A 19239-nucleotide genomic window follows, 5' to 3' on the forward strand; every position below is an offset into this window, starting at 1 on the left:
GATACGCGTCGTCACGTAGAGATTCAGCTCTGACGGGTCCGGCGTACGCGCTGCACGACAACGGTTGCTGCCCCTGCAAGCGCTGCGAAGATTGCGCCGCCGAGTACCCAACCGTTTACGCCGTCAGCACCCGTGTTCGCCAGAGCTTCACGCGGGTTCTTCTCAGACTGGGGCTTGTCTCCCTGAGCGGAGCCGACCGCATTCGTGCCGCCCTCTCCTGCGCCTGCATTGCCGGTGGCATTCGCTGTTGAGGTGCCAGTGCCGTTGGCTGCTGTTGAGCCTTCGGATCCGCCAGTGCCAGCGGCAGTGCCTGTGCCGTTTGCGGCACCGCTTGCATCAGCTGAGCTATCTTGGCTGCCCTCTGCGCCCGGCGTCACTGGAGCGTCTGGCTGCGTCACGCGTACCTGGTCGATGGCCCAGAACGCGCTGTTTACTCCCTCGTACGAGAAATGAATGCTCATTGTCTTGGGTAGCTCGCCAGCGTCATTCTTCGGCAGCGAGATGGTTTCGCGTTCGACCTGGTTCACCGGGTTTGCTCGGGTACCGTCTGCGGGGTACTCGATGAGCTTCTGACGTGGAATGCCAGAGGCTGCATCGAAGTGGAGCCACACGGCAGCGCCCTGAGGGCCGTCGACCGCGTAGTCAGAGACGAAAGAAAGGTCGACGGTTTCGGCGCCGTTGAGCTCATAGGCTGGGGTCTGCAGCGTCGAATTGAAGTTGCGGCCACTCTTCGGGTTGACGTCGTCCCACTCGTCAGAATCTGCAACAGCAAACACGTTGCGCGAGCGCACGTTGTTCTCACGGTGCTGGCCCAGCTCAGTGTTTGAGAAGAAATCATCGGTCATGAACGTCCACCCGCGGTACTCCGGGGCACCGCCCTCGGGCATCTGCGAGTTGTCAACAGTCCAGCCTTCTGGTGCCTGCGCGGTCCATCCGAGGAGATCACCTGGGCCCTTCTCCTGTGCTGCCGGCTGCAGCAGCGGGCGCAGTGAGTCGAAATCGTCAGGCACGATGTCTTCGATGTTCGAGCCATCGAGATCCCATGCTGCGTCTGCGGTGATACCCGCGTGAGCGAGTACGGTGGGGGCGATGTCGGCGATGCGAACATCGTCACGCCACGAGCCAGCTTCGAATCCGGCGCCGTCTGCGATGACGTGAGTCTTGCGCTCGAGCTTCGTCGATCCGCCATGCCCACCAGTCGGGGTATGCCCGTGATCTGAGGTGACGATGATGAGCCAGTCCTCTGCTGCGTAGGTTGCGCGTGCCTCGACGGCTGCAACGATTTCGCCGATCTGGCTGTCAGCCCGTTCAAGCGCCGTGAGGTATGCCTGCGAGCTTGATCCTGAGCTGTGACCCGCGCCGTCGACCTCGTCAAGGTGCACAAAGATGTCGTCGGGGTCACCGTTCGAGATTCGGTCAATCACGGTTGCGGTGGTGTCAGCATCGTTCTTGCCTGCGACTCGCTCATCAACAGCGGCACCGTAGATGGTCTTCGAGATGGGACCCCAGGTGCCAACGACCAGGCTATTGCGGTCGCTAGCTGCCGCCTCCATGCGGGTGAGGTAGTCCGGATACTGCGCGTAGTTTGGGTTGGTGAAGTTGTTATCACGCACATTGTGCTTGTCTGGCCAGACACCGGTTGCGATGGTCGACCATGCGACACCCGAGACTGTAGGACCCATGGGGTTTCCGGGGAGGTTGCTTGGCGAGGTGAGACCCGATGCCTGGAGTGCCTGCACGTTCGGCATGTTCGCTTTTGCCATCACATCAAATGAAGCGCCATCGACGCCGATGACGAGCGTCTTCGGTTTTGCGTCTGCGTCTGTCGCGGCAAACGCCGCGGGCGTGATGCCCGCGCAGACTCCTGTGATGCCCAATGCCACCGCGCCAACCGACGCGGCAAATGTTTTCTTCCGCACTATGCACTGCTCCAAGCTGTAAAGAAAGTTACGTGGATCGCGGCCAACTAGCCGCGACGTAGCCAGTGTGAAGAGAACTATGTGCGAACTCCAGGACACGCCCGAGGAACACCTACGCTTCGTGGGAGCGTTACCTCGCGTTCAGTTGTATAGACAGCATTGCTTTCAGGCGCATCGCCATACCTGTATTGACAAGTTCAGGTCTGTGCCCGCCTGCATACCTCGCCGGGTGGCGTGTTGCTGGGGATTAGTACGAAAGTGGGAAATCATTCTCACGTTTTTGCGTCATTCTCGCGATGAGGCCAAACGCAATCGCCCCAGTGCCGATCAGGAACGGCACTGGGGATACACCCCAGAACGCTGCGGGCCACGCAAGATTCTCGTTGCCGACGCCGGAGGTATCGGCAACTGTGCCGTCACCTACAAAGCTGGCCAGGACGACTGCGCCGGCGCCGCCGAGCACAAGGACCACCATTCCCGAACGTGTGACGAGCTTCGGGAACGTGAGCGGGCTCAGCCTCTCACGGCGCGCTCGGGCACAACTTGAGGCAACCATAACTGCAGGAACGAGCACTGCGCACAGGATGAGCAGGTGGCCAAGTGTGAGAAAGGTTAGCGCAAGTGGGTCAGCAGCTGTTGACGTAAAGATACTCAATGAAGCGTCACTCGTCGGGGAACCAAGTGGCGTCGGCACAGACGGAGGCGTGGAGTGGCCGTGCAAGTCGCCGGTCGCAGTGTTGCTATGAAACAGGGCGATGAGTCGACGCGTACACTGCACCACTGCAACGAGCGCTGTCACTGTTGCGACAGCGATTCCGGCGAGCAGACCGAACATTGCCCCACGGCTGCGGACAGGATGGGCAGTGCTGGGGCGCTCCTTACTCATGCTGCAATGATAGGCGGCTCTCAGCCTCGATTGCACTCGCTTGCAGTTCGTTTTTGCTCTATGAAACTGGTATCTCGGGAATTGGAAACGGGATGTCCCCGTGCCTGTTTCACATCTGTGGCGGGGCAAGAACTCGCCCAGAGCTTCCCTTCTGCCCCGCCACGCGTGATTGGTTGCAGCCATTCGAAGGCTGCTGGGGGAAGCTACCTCGGGAGCTTCCCCCAGCAGGGCAGGCTAGAAGTCCCAGTCATCATCGGTCGTGTCCTCACCCTTACCGATGACATACGACGAACCTGATCCGCTAAAGAAATCATGATTCTCGTCGCTGCCCGGTGAGAGCGCGGCCAAGATTTCTGGGTTCACCGCGGTTTCCTCTGGAGAAAATCGTTCGGGGTACCCGAGGTTCATGAGCGCCTTATTGGCGTTATATCTGACGAAGACGGCTACGTCTTCCATGAGCCCGAGCGGCTCGTAGAGTTCGCCAGAGTATTGCAGTTCAAGCTCGTAGAGTTCTTCCAAGAGCTCGTAGGTGAACTCCCGCATTTCTGCCTGTTCTGTGGCAGTGCGCTGCTCAAGACCGCGTTGATACTTGTAACCGGAGTAGTACCCGTGTACCGCCTTGTCTCGCAGAATGAGGCGGATCATGTCGGCCGTATTGGTGAGCGTTGCATGCACCGAGAAGTGCAGAGGCAGGTAAAAACCTGCGTACAACAGCAACGAAGACAGCAGCGTTGAAGCGACCTTTCGCTTGAGCGGATCGGGCCCGTAGTAGTGCGCGAGCACTTTCTTGCAACGCTCTTGCAAGAGATCGTTGTTCACGGCCCAGCGGTATGCGCTGTCGATCTCTGGTGTTGACGTGAGTGTCGAGAACACCGAGGAGTATGAGCGGGCATGCACGGACTGCATGAAGGCAATGTTCGTGTACACCGCCTCCTCGTGCTCGGTGCGTGCATCTTGAATCTGACAGATCTCACCGACGGTTGCCTGCACGGTGTCGAGCATTGTGAGTCCGGTAAACACTCGCATGGTGAGTGCGCGTTCTTCGACGGTCATTTGCTTCCAAGCCGGGATGTCGTTCGACAGTGGCACCTTCTCGGGGAGCCAGAAGTTCGCGGTCAGTCTGTTCCATACCTCGAGATCTTTTTCATCGCTGATGTGGTTCCAGTTGATCGGGCGGAGCCTGGCCGTTGGATCGTGGCGGTAGGCAGGTGGCGTTACTGAGCTCTCTGTGAGGGGGAGAAGCGGATCAACGTGCGTGGTCATGTGGGTGCCTTTCAGAAGCGGAGCGGATGCAGAAACTACAGGGCGCACGAAACGCAGCCTTCGATCTCGGTTCCTTCGAGGGCAAGCTGGCGCATGCGTATGTAATAGAGCGTCTTGATGCCTTTACGCCAGGCGTAGATTTGCGCTTTGTTGATGTCACGCGTGGTCGCGGTGTCCTTAAAGAACAGGGTGAGGGAGAGGCCCTGATCAACGTGTTGTGTTGCCGCAGCGTAGGTGTCAATGATCTTCTCTGGCCCGATTTCGTAGGCGTCTTCAAAGAACTCGATATTCTCGTCGGTCATGTGGGGTGCCGGGTAGTAGACACGACCGAGCTTGCCTTCTTTGCGAATTTCGATTTTCGCTGCGATGGGATGAATGGAAGCGGTTGAATTGTTGACGTAGCTAATCGAACCGGTCGGTGGAATCGCCTGGAGGTATGCGTTGAAGATTCCGTGTTCGCGTACGGAATCGCGCAGATGTTCCCAGTCGTCAGCTGACGGCAGTTCGACGCCTGCCTCCTCGAAGAGCTGACGAACGCGTGCGGTCGCTGGCTGCCAATCCTCGTGCACGTAACGCGTGAAGTAGCTGCCATCTGCGTATGTGGATCGTTCGAAGCCGGCAAAAGTCTCACCTCGTTCGATCGCGATACGGTTTGAAGCTCGCAGCGCGTGGAACGTGATCGTGCGGAAGTATGCGTCAGTGAAATCGACGCCTTCCTCGCTCCCGTATCGGATGTGCTGTGACGCGAGGTACCCATGGAGGTTCATCTGGCCGAGGCCAATAGCGTGTGATGCGTCGTTGCCTGCCGCGACCGACGGTACGGCGTCAACATCGGTAAGCAATGACACACTTGTCAGCGCACGGACTGCTGCCTCAACTGTGTTTCCAAGGTTCGGTGAAGCCATGGTGAGCGCAATGTTCAGTGAACCGAGGTTGCAGGAGATATCGTGCCCGACGGTCTGGTACCCGATTGCTGCGTCATACGTTGACGGGGAATTCACCTGCAGGATCTCTGAACACAGGTTTGACATGTTGATGTGGCCCTCAAGCGCGTGAGTTCGGTTGACCGTGTCTTCGAAGAGCACATATGGGTACCCGGACTCGAACTGCAGTTCTGCGAGCGTCTTAAAGAACTCGCGTGCGCTGATGGTCGTCTTGCGAATGCGAGGATTCGCAACGAATTCTGCGTAATGCTCGGTGATTGACAAATCTGACATGGCTGTCCCGGTCTCCCGCAACACGTCATATGGCGAAAAGAGGTGCATGTCCTCGTTGTTCTTCGCAAGTTCAAAGGTGATGTCCGGGATGACAACACCGAGGGAGAGTGTTTTGATGCGGATCTTTTCGTCTGCGTTCTCACGCTTGGTATCCAAGAAACTCATGATGTCTGGGTGGTGTGCATGCAGGTATGCAGCACCAGCGCCTTGGCGGGCACCCAGCTGGTTCGCGTAGCTGAATGAGTCCTCGAGGATCTTCATGACGGGGACGACACCAGAAGCCTGCTGCTCAATGTGTTTGATTGGCGCGCCAGCCTCTCGCAGATTGGTGAGTAAGAGCGCGACGCCACCACCGCGTTTTGACAGTTGCAATGCGGAATTCACGCTTCGGCCGATTGATTCGAGATTGTCTTCGAGGCGCAGGAGGAAGCAAGAGACGAGTTCGCCGCGCTGTCGCTTGCCTGCGTTCAAGAAGGTTGGTGTCGCTGGTTGAAACCGGCCGCTCAACATTTCGATGGTGAGTCGCTCTGCAAGCGCAGCATCGCCCTGGCCGAGGAACAGCGCTGTCGTGACGACTCTTTCAGTAAACGACTCAAGAAAAGTGGTGCCATCAAATGTGCGTAGAGCGTATGACGTATAGAACTTGAAGGCCCCGAGGAAGGTCTGGAACTCGTGCCCATGGGCTTCGGCTTGTGCATGGAGCGAGACCACAAATGCCTCGTCGTAGCCGGCAAGGAAATCCGATTCGTAATATTCGTTCGTAATGAGCCAATGCAGGCGATCCCACACTGTCTCGAACGGTCGGGAATGCGGCAGCACCTGCTGTGCAAGGTAGGCGGCCGCGGCCTCCCGATCCTTCTCAAACTGAATCGAGCCGTCGGCAGCGAACAAGTTCAGTTGTGCGTTGAGCGCGTGATAGTCCTTGCGTTCACCAACGCCGGAGCGCGGTGTCGATGGAGTGGAAAGGGCTGGGTTGGTGATGGAAGTCATACGGAGCTTTCTGGTTGAGTGATGGATGCAGGGTGCGTAGCCCAGAACTCATGGAGTCCCGAGCGCACACGGGCGGTGTCGCGATCTGTGCCGAGCAGTTCGAACCGATAGAGCTCAGGCACATGGCACTTTCCCGAGATGATGGGGCCGGCGATGCAGTAGTGCTCACCGAAATTGGTGTTTCCTGCCGTGATGACACCGCGAATGAGTGACCGGTTATTGGGGTCGTTCAAGAACTGAATGACCTGTTTTGGCACCGCACCATTTGCTGCGCCACCGCCGTAGGTTGGCACGATGAGCACATATGGGCGTGCTACCTGGAGATGCCCGTCGAGGCGTGGCCGCAGAGGGATTCTTGCGGCGGGAAGTTCGAGCTTTTCGACGAATCGTTTGGTGTTTTCAGAGACGCTTGAGAAGTAGACCAAGTTTGGTGATTTCTCTTCCACCAGCCGGTGTACCGGCGGAGATGCACCTCCTGGCCGAGCGAGACCTTGGTGATTGGACACGGCAAATTCCTTTCCTCAACTCACTGCATTGCACTAGATATAGTCATTCGAAGCACGTAAGGCACTAGATGTTGTGGTTGTTTCGAATAACACGTTTGTACTACGTCGCAGCTCGACTTGTGAATACGACATGCCGAACATTAGAGTTTGAGTGTCAGATCATCAACGGGTGACGAATCGAATCTGTTGATCAACGCAGTCCAGACTGGGGCGATAGTGAGGGGTACAGCGTTATGACCGGTGAAAATTTGGCCGATGCCATCGAGGCGAACACGAACACGCACATTCGCGCGTTCGTGGCGGAGTGGGCAGCGATCACCCTGCCTGATCGCATCGAGGTAGTGAATGCGGCAGATGACGCGCGGTTGATCCGTGAAGCACTCGATGACGGCACGCTGCTCCCAGCTGGCGCCGGCAGGTATTACTCTCGGTCGCACGTCACCGATACGGCGAGGTCCGAAGAACGGACAGTCGTTGCGACGGCAGATCCAGCCGACCGTGGGGTGTACAACAACTGGCGGCTTGCTTCCGAGGTGAAGCATGAGGTTACCGAGCGGATGCGTGGTGCCTCCCGCGGTAAGACCATGTACGTTGTGCCCTATCTGATGTCACCGCCAGGCACACCGCTCGAGGCATACGCGGCGGGTGTCGAACTCACTGATGATCGCAATGTGGTGTTGCAGATGATCCGCATGGCGCGAGTAGGCATGGAATACCTTTCTGGTCTCGCCGACCCAAGTATGTTTGTGCGGGGTGTGCATGTGACGGGCGATTTGGACACGCTCGGGCAGGGGACTGCCGCAGACCAACGGCTCTTTGCCACGATCGCCGATGAACGAACGATCTTGCACTTTGGTTCTGCGTATGGCGGCAACGCGCTGCTCGGCAAGATTGCGCATGGGCTGAGGCTTGCGAGCTATGACGGACGCCGTTCTGGCAAGTTTCTTGCGGAGCAGTACTTGGTGCTCGGCATTGTCGACTGTGAGACGGGCGAGCGACGTCACGTCTGTGGCGGCTTCCCCAGCGCGTCAGGTAAGACGAACCTGGCAATGACGCTGCCGCCCGAGGCCCTGAGCGACCGCTACCGTGTCGAGTTCTACGGCGATGACATTGCGTGGCTGTGGGTTGACGAACAGGGGCAGTTGCGCGGCTTCAACCCCGAGAACGGAGTGTTTGGTGTGGCCAAAGACACCAACACTGCAACCAACCCCACCGCGATGGCCGCAATCGGTGAAGGGTCGGGAGCGATCTTCACCAACACTGCCTACAACGAACTCTCACACGATGTGTGGTGGGAGGGGCTGACCCCCGAGCCGCCTGCTGACACCGAGGGATGGCTTGACTGGACAGGCGCACCAATCGCAGAACGAAGCCTGGCCGACACGAACTTGCCATGGGCTCACCCAAACAGTCGGTTCACGATTTCGCTTGACCAAGTGCCGAATATTGCAGCCGATGTGCATGCGCCTGAAGGGGTGGTCATCGATGCGGTGATCTACGGTGGTCGCACGAGAGACCGAGAGCCACTCGTGCGCGCGATTACCGATGCGGCAGAAGGTGTCTACGACGGACTCACCCTTGGCGCTGAAGCTACATTCGCTGCAGAAGGTCTTGACGGTCAACTCCGCTACGACCCGATGTCGATGCGTCCCTTCATGTCGTATGCCGAAGGTGACTATGCGGCGCACTGGCTTGAAATTATTGGTCGCGTCACTGAGCAGCCGATTTTTGCTCATGTGAACTGGTTCCAGCGAGATGAGCATGGCGGCTACTTGTGGCCTGGCTACCGTGAGAATCTGCGCGCGCTTCTCTGGCTGAGCGACTACCGAGAAGGCCGTGCGACTGGACGACGTACCGCTGTTGGGGTTGTGCCTCACCCAGACGAGCTCGATCTGACGGGGCTGCCCATCGAAGAGGCGAGAGTCGAACAGCTGTTGCATATCGACACTGCGCGCTGGCAGGAAGAGATCGCGCACCGAGCGACGCACCTCGAGCAGTTCGTTCGTATGCCAGGTGAGATTTGGACGGCGCACGCGCGAGTTGCGGCCGCGCTCAATGAGCCATCGCCAGCTTCGCCTCCCGGTGCGGAAGCACCTGACCGCCAAGCCAACCGCTAGTCGCTACTCCACGAACCGAACGACGAGTAAAGAAAGTCTTATCACTATGTCCCATCGCCGTTTTGGCATGATCCGCCGCCCAATTGCGCTCGCCGCAGCTGCCTCGCTTGCTCTGGGGCTCGCGGCCTGCAGCTCGCCTGAGTCCGCGCCAGCGGACGACAAGCCGGTAGTACTCACAACGTTCACGGTGCTCTCTGACATCGCAGAAAATGTGGCAGGTGAGCATTTGCGGGTCGAATCAATCACGAAGGTGGGCGCTGAGATCCACGGATATGAGCCGACACCGGGAGATATTCGCAAAGCCTCAGAGGCGGATCTCATTCTTGATAACGGAATGTATCTCGAAGCGTGGTTTGAGCAGTTCGTTGACAACCTCGATGTGCCGCACGTTGTCGTGAGTGACGGTGTCGCCGCAATTGATATTCGGGAAGACGCCTACGAGGGGATGCCGAACCCCCACGCATGGATGAGTCCGCTGAACGTGCAGGTGTATGTCGACAATATGGTAGATGCCTTTAGCGATCTCGACCCCGAGCATGCTGCCGAATACGCTGCGAACGGGGCGGCGTATAAGGCCGAACTCCAAGATGTACAGGACGAGTTGGTGGCATCGCTTGCCGTGCTTCCCGAGCAGCAGCGTGCGCTTGTGAGCTGCGAGGGGGCATTCTCGTACCTTGCACGTGATGCCGGACTCACTGAGAAATACATCTGGGCGGTCAACGCAGAGCAGCAGGCGACGCCTCGTCAGATCGCTTCGACGATTGAGTTTGTGCGCGAGAACGACGTGCCGGCGGTGTTCTGCGAATCAACGGTTTCGGATGCTCCGATGCGGCAGGTGGTTGAAGCGACTGACACATCATTTGGTGGCTTGCTCTACGTTGATTCGCTGTCGGAACCAGACGGCCCAGTGCCGACCTACCTCGATCTGATTCGGCACGATGCAGATACCATCGTTGCCGCGCTGACAGGAGCAAAGTCATGACCACTCCTGCAATTGAGGTCTCAGATGTCACCGTGCACTATGGCGACGTGCTCGCCCTTGACGGCGCATCGTTGACGCTCGCCCCTGGCCGCGTGTGCGGACTCGTCGGGATGAATGGCTCAGGCAAGTCGACGCTCTTCAAAACCATCATGGGGATTGTGCGTCCTGATGCTGGCTCGGTGCTGATTAATGGCGACAGCCCATCGAAAGCACGAAAAACCGGGGTTGTCGGGTACGTCCCACAGAGTGAAGATGTCGACTGGGCGTTCCCGCTTTCCGTGCGCGACGTGGTGATGACTGGTCGCTACGGGAAGATGGGATTCACCCGGCGCCCACGTGCGGTTGATCGCCGGGCTGTTGATCACGCGCTTGAACGGGTCGAGCTCACTGAATATGCGGATCGTCAGATTGGGCAACTCTCGGGTGGCCAGAAGAAGCGCGCGTTTGTTGCACGAGGTATCGCGCAAGAAGCGACCGTGCTGTTGCTCGATGAGCCGTTCGCTGGTGTAGACAAGCGTTCTGAAGCGACCATTACGCGATTGCTACGTGAACTTGCCGCTGACGGGGTCACGGTGCTGGTGTCGACACATGATTTGCAGGCGCTGCCACTGCTTGCTGATGAGGCCCTGCTGCTCATGCGGCGTGTGCTCATGCACGGTGACCCGAGCGAAGTCCTTCGTCCAGAGAATCTTGCCCTTGCGTTCGGGCTTGACGTGATGCAGCGAGGAGAAACCGCATGAACCTCATTGATTTCTTCATGGAACCCCTGAGCTACGACTTTATGATGCGTGCGTTGATGACCACACTGGTCGCATCGATTGTGTGTGCGGTGCTGTCATGTTGGCTCGTGCTGATTGGTTGGTCGCTCATGGGTGATGCCGTCTCGCATGCAGTGCTTCCTGGCGTTGTGCTTGCCTATATCGCCGGAGTGCCGTTCGCGATCGGTGCGGTGATCTTCGGGTTCCTCGCCGTTGGACTCATTGGTGCCGTGCGCGATACAAGCCGTGTGAAAGAGGATGCAGCGATTGGGATCGTGTTCACGACGTTGTTTGCGCTCGGTCTTGTGCTCATCTCGGTCACGCCTTCGCAGACAGACCTGAATCACATCATCTTCGGTAACCTGCTTGGGGTGTCTCAGCAAGACCTCACGCAAATCATTGTGCTTGGGGCTTTGACCTTCGCCATTCTCATTGCGAAACGGCGTGATTTCACGCTGTATGCGTTCGATCCAACGCACGCACATGCGATTGGCTTGAGTCCGCGTCTGTTGGGCGCCGTTCTCCTTGGCTTGCTTGCGTTGACTGCGGTCGTAGCGCTGCAGGCAGTCGGAGTTGTGTTGGTTGTCGCGATGCTCATTATCCCTGGCGCCACAGCGTATTTGCTGACCGACCGCTTCGATCGCATGCTCATCATTGCGCCGCTGATTGCGGCCGTTTGTGCGGTGGTTGGCCTGTATGTGAGTTACTACCTCGATACGGCTTCGGGCGGAATGGTCGTGTTGGCGCAGGGAAGCGCGTTTGCGCTGGTGTACCTGCTGAGTCCCAAGCATGGTCTCATCGGCACTCGCGTGCTTGCGCTGCGGAGACGTAAACAGTTGCAGAAGGAAGAGCTTGCGACGATTGCGCGGGCGTAAGGCAACGTGCTGATGCTGCTGGTGGCGTACGCACGAGTCAAACGGCGCCAGCAGCAACTTCATTAAGGGGCAAAATGTTGCGGTTTCAGTCGCCAAAGTAAAAATTGACTACTGAATCGGTAGCTATATAATGATTTCACCAATGTATGCGTGATCCTAGAGGGGTAAAGGTTGCCTCCCACGCTGCGTTGCATCATTTGGAGTGATACTCGTGACCGCCCCAGGCCACACCCCAGGTTTGCCTTCGCAGACCGCAACCCAGTCCAACGCTCAGGCCATTTCGGCCGAGATGCTTTCGGCAGCAGTGACCGGCCCTGTGGCTGCGATTACGGGGAGTGTTTCGCTCCCGCTTGCTGTCTCCAACGCAAAGCCCGCACGCTTCTTCGGGGGGTCTCCCGTGCTGCGCCGCGTGGTGTTTGTGATTGGTTATGAAGGTTTTAGCTTGCTCTTCACTATTTTCGTGTTGGGTATGCTGCTCGGTCACGGCGGGGCCAACTCAACCCTGACCGCGGTGCTGCTGACGCTCACCGCAACCGGTTGGAACTACCTCTGGAACATGATCTTCGAGGCTATCGAGCGTCGTTCCGGAATCACCCACCGCGGCCCATTGATGCGTGCGATCCACGCGTTCGGGTACGAGGGTGGCGTGCTGATTTTTACGATTCCGCTGGTCGCCATCACCCTCGGCGTGAGCTTGCTCGAAGCGTTTGTGATCGAGTCCAGCCTGCTCGTCTTCTTCCTGATTTTTACGGTCGTCTACACGTGGGCCTTTGACAAGGTCTGCGGTCTTCCCTCCGCTGAATAACAATGGTGCGGATCGATCCGACAAAGCGAAAGAGCCCCGGTGCTGCAGATTGCAGCACCGGGGCTCTTTTGCTTTCCTGAAGACTAGTTCCAGACGACGTACGAGCCGTCGGCCTGGGTGGTCTGCCAAATGTCACCGCACTGCTGGGTGTTGGTCAGGGCGCCGTCGGCGATGAGCAAAATACTCGCGGTCGAGTTTGGAAGCGCGTCGCTTGGCTTGCAGCCTTCTGTGAGTGGGCTCCCCTTCCAGGCGATGGCAAACTCATCGTCGTTGACCTCGACTCGGAGGTCCTTGGTCTCGGGGAAGTTCTTGGGAATGCTGCCAGAGCTTTGTAGCTCGAGGAACATCGACTCGGCGTCGACCGTGGGTGACGTGCCGTTCGTGTTCGTCCCTTCACTGCCCTCGTTGGTGGGAGTATTGGATCCACACCCGGTGAGAATCAGTGGGAGAGCTGCTGCGAGTGCGACTGCGGTGATGAGCGGTGTCTTCATTGGTCTTCCTCTCGTGCTGGAACTCCCAAGCTATGTTTTGGGGGTGTGGTCGCACTGTAAGACCACTGAGAGTTCACTGCAAGGGGTTCGTCGTACGCAGGCTCGTGGAATGCCTGCGCGAGGTGCCGCCTAAGCTTCCGAGGTCTCGTTATTCTCGCGCGGGGGCGGGCAGCGGAAGTGGGTTGGCTTGCCGGGGCCACCGCGGTCGAAGTGGTGCTCGTCCATGGGTGACTTGCAGATCGGGCAAGCTGGATTTGCCGGGCGCACATACGCCGGCTCGCCACGTTTGCCGAGCTGCGATGGTCCCGAGAACTGGTAGATCAACCTGCGGAGGAATGCTCCGAGGCCGGGATCGCCATCCCACGGTGATTCATGCCATAGTCGTCTTTTTCGTTCGCGCACAAATGAAATCGTAACACATTTGTTTGTGCACAAACGAGGGTAAGCTGGGAGTGTGGAACTCAGCCCAGATGATGCACTCGAACTCGACCGTCAGGTCTGCTTTGCGCTCTCAGTCGCAAGCAGGAGCGTGATTGGCGTGTATCGCCCGATTCTTGAGCCGCTCGGATTGACGCATCCGCAGTATCTGGTCATGCTTGCGCTGTGGGGGGACGCCCCACTCAGGTTCCGCGAGGTGGCAGAGATGCTGCACCTTGACCCTGCGACGCTCTCCCCGCTCGTGAAACGGCTCGAACAGTCGGCGCTCATTGAGCGTGTGCCCGTCGAGGGTGACGAGCGCACATTTGCACTGGTGCCTACTGCCGCGGGCATGGAGCTGCGCAAAAAGGCACTCAACGTGCCACCGGCGGTTGTCGACCGGCTCGGTGTTTCCGTCGATAGGCTCATGGCTTTGCGTGACGAGTTGAGCGCGGTAATTGAGTCAGTTCACCGCAAGACCGACTAATTATTTGGTGATGGGATCCGCTTACTCAGTGATCGGATCAGACAAATCGACAAATTCGGCAGCATAGGCTGCCGCAAACTCGTCGACGTCCACTCGTGCAGCCGTCTGGGGCTGGCCTGCACCAAGCATGATTTGGGTGCCAGCGAGTCGCGTATCGATGTAGACCGGCCAGGCGTGGGTGGCGCCGAGGGGGCTGATGGTTCCGGGGCGGTAGCCTGTTGCTTCGAAAGCCACCTCGGCTTCGGGAAGCGAAATGCGATTCACGCCGAGGTGCTTGCGCAGGCGTGGCCAGCTGAACCGTGACTCGAGCGGCGCGATGACGAATGCGAAGCTGTCGCCCTGCTTGACGACTACACTCTTTGCGACAGGGGTGCCGTCAAAATCTGCGAGTGTCGGTCGCCCGGAGGTGTCCCGCGTGATGAACTCGACAGCGAGTCCACGTGCGTCGGCATCTTGCTTGGCGCGGATCGTCATTCTTCCTCCAGTGCTGAGTGGTGACTCTTTTTATGGTCACGCACCACGTTGTAAGACCGCTGAAGAGCTGACATGACCGGCGGACCAAGCACCATGCCGAGCGCGCCAGCAATGAAGCCGCCGGCCATCGTCGCAACGAGGACGGTCACCGGGTGGATCTTCAGTGATGACCCAAGCGCCCAAGCGCTGACAACGTTCTGGATAGGCCCGTTTGAGATGAGCAGCCCGAGTCCGACAATGAGTGCAGCTGACGGTCCGCCGTAGCCAAACGCAATCAGGATCGCGAAAACTCCGGTGAGCCATGCGCCGAGGAATGGGATGAAGGACAGCACGAAGTACAAGATGATCATCGGGATCACGAGTGGGATGCCGAGGATGAGTAGCGGAATGACGAAAATCGGCCCAGTGATAAGGGCAGTAACCGCGGTGCCACTGAAGTAGCCGCGTAAGGACTGCTGTACCTGAGTGTCAATCTCGGTGAACAGCTTCTGGTCCTGGCCGGTCATCCGCGCAACCCACACCGGGAACATGCGGCCGTCACGGAGCACAAAGAACAAGAAATAGATGGCAAAGAATACGCCAAGTGCAAGCGAGATCGTGCCATAGACCGCGCTCGTTACGAAGCCGAGTGCGCCACCGCTGAGCTTGCCGATCAGGTCGTCGCCAGCGGTGCGGAGCTGTTCGAGCCAGCTTGAATCAAGATCAAGGGACTGCATCCAACTCGCGAACTGAGTCCAACCGCGCGCGAGTTGGTGCGAGATCTCAGGAATCTGCTGCACAAACCCGCGTACGAGAATGATCGTCAGAGCAGTGGTGATCAGGCATGCAAGCAGAAGCACTAGCGTCGCAGCGAGCGTGCGTGGAATGCGGTACTTCGTCAGCCAAGTAACGATTGGTTCGAGGACAGTGCCGAGAATGACCGCGATCACGAGCGGCACCACGATCGTGCTGAGCGCGCTGAGACCCGCTGCGATGATGAGCACCAAGAGAATAACGCCGATAGCTGACCAGCTGCCCATGCCTAGTTTGCGGAGCTTGCCGTATCCGGTACCGGGATTCTCTGTCATACAGGGGAGTTTAGGGGCGAGGTGCTGAGACCCCGAGATGCGGTGCTGGCAAGCCATAGTCGTCGCGGAGTGAGCGCAGCGCGGCGTACCAGCCAGAGAGTCCGTGAACGCCCGGGCCTGGTGGGGTTGCTGACGAGCAGAGGTACACGCCCTTCGCTGGGGTCTTCCACGGCGCCGCTGACAATGTGGGCCGAGCAAGAAGCTGTTTCAGCGACACCGCACCAGCGCTGAAATCGCCGCCAACGTAGTTGCGGTTGTAGCCTGCGAGATCCGCCGCTGTCGTGACGTGCACCGATCGAATGCGGTCACGAACGCCCGGCGCGTATCGTTCGATCTGCGCAATGACTCGCTCGGACATGTCAACGTCTGAGTGCGCTGGAACATGCGTGTAGCTCCACACGGCATTGGCGTTGGCGGGATTCCGGCGCGGATCAAACGCAGTCGGTTGCGCGAGCAGCACATATGGGCGATCTGGATGTTGGCCGCGGGAAACCGCGAGTTCAGCCCGGGCTGCCTCCGCGCGTGATCCGCCGAGGTGCACCGTTGGTGCGAGTGCTACTCGCTCATCGGCCCACGGAATCGGGCCATCGAGCACCAGGTCAACTTTCGTTGCTGCGTCACCGAACTTGAAACGCTTGAGGGCGCGTACGTATCGAGCGGGCAGCCGACGTTCCGCAATTGTCGCGAGGCCGCGCGCAGACGTGTCGAAGAACACGGTGTCGAAGCCGTCGAGCTCGCCGATGTCTGAAACTGCGTGGTTGGTGCGGATCGTGCCACCGTGGGCAATCAGATCAGCCGCGAGTGCGTCGGTGATTGAGCGTGATCCGCCGACCGGTACCGGCCAGCCGCTCGCGTGGCCGAGCACGCCGAGCATCACGCCAACCGCTGAGGTCGCCAGGTTCGGCATCTTGCCGATGCTGTGCGCGGCAACGCCAGAGATGAGTGCCGGTGCGGCGGTCTCGGTGAAGCGCTGGTTCCATAGGGGCGTGCCTTGTTCGAATGTACGCAGGCCTGTCATAGCGGCTGCCAGGAGATCGTGCGGCAGCCGCAGCATGCTGCCGCCAAATGCGAAGTCGATTGCGCCGTCAAGGCGGCGGAGGAGTGGTGCGTAAAAATCTGAGTACCGCTTGCCATCGCGGCCAAGCTCGTCTGCGGTTTGCGAAAGGTCACGGTATGCGATTGCGGCGCGATTATCGGGGCTGCCACCCGAGGCGTCGAGCGGGTTCGCGTATGACGCCTGTGGCGTGACAAATTCCATGCGCTTCTCGAGCTCGAAAGCTTTGAAGAATCCCGTGGCGACAGCGGTTGGGTGGATCGCGGAGCACATGTCGTGGAGCACGCCAGGTTCGACGATCTCGAACGTACGTGTGCCGCCGCCAATGGTTTCAGCCGCTTCGAAGACCGTCACGGTGACGCCAGCGCGCGCGAGTGTGACGGCAGCGGCTAAGCCGTTGGGGCCCGCGCCTACAACGGCAGCGGATGTAGAAGACATGAATCAAGCTTAGCTAGATCGATGCATGAGGCCACGCAGGCGGCTTATTTTACAATTGTCAATTTATGCATTGCAAGTTCAAAACTTGTAAAATGGGGATTTGTGTAATTTCTGAAAGGGGAATCTTGGAAAGCACAAAGAAAAAGAAAGTGATGGGGAGAGGTAAGCGTGGCGTTGCTGCTGGCACAGCGGCTGCCGTGCTGATCGCACCCCTCATGTTTTCGTCCCAAGCCGCGTTCGCGGCTGAATCACAGCGGGGGGCTTTCGATCCAAAGGGAATCTCTGCCGCACATTCGCAGCTCATCAACGCAGATCTTGCGACGATTGACCTCGCAGGCATCGCACGTGCAGCGCAGAGCTTTTCGGGCTCAGAGCTGCCAGCCGACACCAGCAAGGTTGATCTCGATGTGCTCGAGAAGTTGCTTGGTCTGAACCTCGGATCGATCGATCTGCCAGTCATCAAGAGCGCACCTGATGCTCGCGGCCTGCTCTACCTCGGTGAGCTTGGCGCGGCAAGCAGCTACGCTTCGAGCCCAAGCAACACCTTTGCGAAGGCCGCAACTGGCACCGTCAGCGACAACGGTTCAATCGAGCTCGACGGCACGGGAAACGATGGCAGCATCGATCCTGCATACGTTGACCTCACCGATCTGCTGGGCCAGCTGCAGATCGACGCGCTGACAGACCAGATCATTGATCAGGCTCGTATCGAGATCGGTGCACTTGCATCAAGCGCGACGTCTGACAAGAACGTTGTTGCATCAGAATACGGCCTGACCGACCTGAAGATCCGCGTACACAGTAAGGCAGTTGAAAACATCAGCAGCCTGCTCGTTCCTGTCGTGGAGGGCGCAACGAGTACGCTCGGCCAGCTCACGAAGACCGACGGTGTACTTGGCGGCACGCTTGACGCAGTGAAGAAGCTTGTGAACGGCGTGGGTCTTGGCGGTGTCGTCCTTCGGGTTGACAACGCAACGATCGCGCTGAACGGTCTTGACACTGTCGGCGAGACCGTGACCCGTGAGCTGATCAAGGAGCCGATCGCTAACAAGGAAGGGTCGATTGCTATCGACCTGGCGAACGGCGAGATCGTGCTCGATGTTGCCAAGCTCCTCATCGAGTCAGGCGCAGGAGACCTCAACAGTCTTGATCCGAACACCTCGGTCATTACTGATGAATTCATTGCTGCCGTCACCTCAGGTGTGACTGAAGCTCTGACCGGTGTGACGACCAAGCTCTCGACGATCCTGCGTGACACGATCAATGCTCTTGAACTTGATATTCACCTTGCTGTGAAGGCCCTCGTTGGCATCACCAAGGCGGATATTCATATCAAGGGCACGCTTGGTGACTTCACCGGCGTGAGCGGCGGCAAGCCGAAGGTAGAGCTGAGCGGTGCGCTTGGCCTGCTGGATCTGCTGAGCCCGCTTGTCGGGGAGATCCTTGGCCTGGTGTCTTCACTCGCCGGTCCGGTCATTGACACTGTCGTACTTGGCGCGGTCGATACTGGACTCGCAACGATTGTGGATCCGCTGAGCAAGACCGTGGTGTCTCCGCTCGTGAGCGCGCTCGAGCCGTTGCTCGAGCAGGTGGTATCGCTTGAGATCAACAAGCAGCGCACACCTGGTGTGCTTGGCGCGGACAGCTTCTCGGTGAGTGCGCTGTCGCTCGGTGTCCTTCCGGGTGTTTCCGATAGCGGACTTGTGCGACTTGATCTTGCGACCTCGACCGTACGTGCTGCTGCGCAGGACGATACGGGTGCAGGCGCAGAGGCAAACGCAACGACCAACGCTGCAGCTGATGCTTCGGTTGATGCTGATGCATCGACCTCTGCTGACGCTGCTGCCTCGGTAGACGCCGATGCTGCTACTTCTGCTGACGCCGCGGCTTCGGTTGATGCTGACGCTGCTACTTCTGCTGACGCCGCCACCTCAGTTGATGCCGACGCGCAGGTAGATGCTGAAGCGGCTGCAAAGGCAGATGCCGGTGCGAACGCTTCAGCATCCGCTGCCGCATCGGCTAGTGCTGATGCCGATGCGAACCCGGCCGCCCAGGCAGCCGCCCAGGTAGCTGCGCAGGCCAACGCATCGACCACGTCCCAGGCCGCTGCAAATGCAGCCGCAGACGTGACTGCGAATGCAGCAGCGGAGTCGGCTGCTGCAAGCACTGCTGACGCGAACGCGGCTGCAGATGCTTCGGCAAACAGCAACGCTGGTGCCCACGCGAATGCTGCGGCATCGTCTCAGGCAGCTGCACATTCGACCGCTGACTCGGATGCGAATGCTGCAGCTTCGGCTGCGGCAAATGCGAATGCTTCAGCAGCATCGGAAGCAAGTGCAAACGCTGACTCATCAGCAGGCGCATCAGTAGATGCGGCGGCTAACGCCAACGCTGCTTCGGCAGCGAACGCTGAAACGGACGCCGCGGCTGATGCAGGTGCTGCTGTTGACGCCGATGCCACGGTTGATGCAAACGCGAATGCTGATGCGAACT

Annotated in this window: 17 protein-coding genes; 7 read left to right on the forward strand and 10 right to left on the reverse strand. The window is 58.8% G+C overall.

Annotated elements, in window-relative coordinates; all coding sequences use genetic code 11:
- Positions 1-23: 23 nt before the first annotated feature.
- From FW756_RS08100 to nrdI, 5 genes are all read right to left on the reverse strand, one after another.
- Entirely contained in the window at positions 24-1919 is a 1896-nt protein-coding gene (locus FW756_RS08100; RefSeq protein ID WP_446429638.1) for an alkaline phosphatase family protein, read from the reverse strand.
- Positions 1920-2166: 247 nt separating this feature from the next.
- Positions 2167-2805 carry a hypothetical protein gene (locus FW756_RS08105; RefSeq protein WP_446429639.1) on the reverse strand — a complete coding sequence of 213 codons (639 nt, stop codon included), beginning with the start codon at positions 2803-2805 and terminating at the stop codon, positions 2167-2169.
- A 234-nt stretch (positions 2806-3039) separates the two neighbouring features.
- Complete coding sequence (gene nrdF / locus FW756_RS08110) at positions 3040-4068, reverse strand: class 1b ribonucleoside-diphosphate reductase subunit beta (RefSeq protein ID WP_446429640.1); 1029 nt, start codon at positions 4066-4068, stop codon at positions 3040-3042.
- A gap of 35 nt (positions 4069-4103) precedes the next feature.
- Positions 4104-6275 (reverse strand): class 1b ribonucleoside-diphosphate reductase subunit alpha, encoded by a 2172-nt coding sequence (gene nrdE, locus FW756_RS08115; protein ID WP_446429641.1) that lies wholly within the window; start codon positions 6273-6275, stop codon positions 4104-4106.
- The gene (gene nrdI, locus FW756_RS08120) at positions 6272-6721 is read right to left on the reverse strand and encodes a class Ib ribonucleoside-diphosphate reductase assembly flavoprotein NrdI (protein ID WP_446429676.1); all 450 of its coding nucleotides are present in this window, start codon (positions 6719-6721) and stop codon (positions 6272-6274) included. Before nrdI ends, nrdE begins: the two co-directional genes overlap by 4 nt.
- A gap of 293 nt (positions 6722-7014) precedes the next feature.
- On the opposite strand from nrdI, the gene FW756_RS08125 reads away from it, so the two are divergent.
- The 5 genes from FW756_RS08125 to FW756_RS08145 all read left to right on the forward strand — a co-directional run bounded on the left by FW756_RS08125 (position 7015) and on the right by FW756_RS08145 (position 12318).
- Complete coding sequence (locus FW756_RS08125) at positions 7015-8898, forward strand: phosphoenolpyruvate carboxykinase (GTP) (RefSeq protein ID WP_446429642.1); 1884 nt, start codon at positions 7015-7017, stop codon at positions 8896-8898.
- A gap of 46 nt (positions 8899-8944) precedes the next feature.
- The gene (locus tag FW756_RS08130) at positions 8945-9880 is read left to right on the forward strand and encodes a metal ABC transporter substrate-binding protein (RefSeq protein ID WP_446429643.1); all 936 of its coding nucleotides are present in this window, start codon (positions 8945-8947) and stop codon (positions 9878-9880) included.
- Positions 9877-10620, forward strand: coding sequence for a metal ABC transporter ATP-binding protein (locus FW756_RS08135; protein ID WP_446429644.1), 744 nt, complete (start codon positions 9877-9879; stop codon positions 10618-10620). Before FW756_RS08130 ends, FW756_RS08135 begins: the two co-directional genes overlap by 4 nt.
- Positions 10617-11513 carry a metal ABC transporter permease gene (locus FW756_RS08140; protein WP_446429645.1) on the forward strand — a complete coding sequence of 299 codons (897 nt, stop codon included), beginning with the start codon at positions 10617-10619 and terminating at the stop codon, positions 11511-11513. Before FW756_RS08135 ends, FW756_RS08140 begins: the two co-directional genes overlap by 4 nt.
- 211 nt (positions 11514-11724) lie before the next feature.
- The gene (locus FW756_RS08145; RefSeq protein WP_446429646.1) at positions 11725-12318 is read left to right on the forward strand and encodes a PACE efflux transporter; all 594 of its coding nucleotides are present in this window, start codon (positions 11725-11727) and stop codon (positions 12316-12318) included.
- Positions 12319-12401: 83 nt separating this feature from the next.
- Here the strand turns inward: FW756_RS08145 and FW756_RS08150 are convergent, their stop codons facing one another.
- Positions 12402-12809, reverse strand: coding sequence for a hypothetical protein (locus tag FW756_RS08150; protein ID WP_446429647.1), 408 nt, complete (start codon positions 12807-12809; stop codon positions 12402-12404).
- 129 nt (positions 12810-12938) lie between these two features.
- Complete coding sequence (locus FW756_RS08155; RefSeq protein WP_446429648.1) at positions 12939-13211, reverse strand: hypothetical protein; 273 nt, start codon at positions 13209-13211, stop codon at positions 12939-12941.
- Between the two features lie 52 nt (positions 13212-13263).
- On the opposite strand from FW756_RS08155, the gene FW756_RS08160 reads away from it, so the two are divergent.
- Positions 13264-13713, forward strand: coding sequence for a MarR family winged helix-turn-helix transcriptional regulator (locus FW756_RS08160; protein ID WP_446429649.1), 450 nt, complete (start codon positions 13264-13266; stop codon positions 13711-13713).
- 21 nt (positions 13714-13734) lie between these two features.
- On the opposite strand, the gene FW756_RS08165 is transcribed toward FW756_RS08160, so the two are convergent.
- Genes FW756_RS08165 through FW756_RS08175 form a run of 3 tightly spaced genes read right to left on the reverse strand, consistent with a single transcriptional unit; the run spans position 13735 to position 16746 of the window.
- Positions 13735-14187, reverse strand: a complete 453-nt coding sequence (locus FW756_RS08165) for an aminoacyl-tRNA deacylase (protein ID WP_446429650.1) — start codon at positions 14185-14187, stop codon at positions 13735-13737.
- The gene (locus FW756_RS08170) at positions 14184-15254 is read right to left on the reverse strand and encodes an AI-2E family transporter (protein ID WP_446429651.1); all 1071 of its coding nucleotides are present in this window, start codon (positions 15252-15254) and stop codon (positions 14184-14186) included. Before FW756_RS08170 ends, FW756_RS08165 begins: the two co-directional genes overlap by 4 nt.
- A gap of 10 nt (positions 15255-15264) precedes the next feature.
- Positions 15265-16746 (reverse strand): phytoene desaturase family protein, encoded by a 1482-nt coding sequence (locus FW756_RS08175; protein ID WP_446429652.1) that lies wholly within the window; start codon positions 16744-16746, stop codon positions 15265-15267.
- Between the two features lie 152 nt (positions 16747-16898).
- Here FW756_RS08175 and FW756_RS08180 point away from each other — a divergent pair.
- The coding region (locus FW756_RS08180) for a choice-of-anchor G family protein (protein ID WP_446429653.1) at positions 16899-19239 on the forward strand (2341 nt) is incomplete at its 3' end.

The organism is Leucobacter sp. 1207-22, from assembly GCF_052850455.1.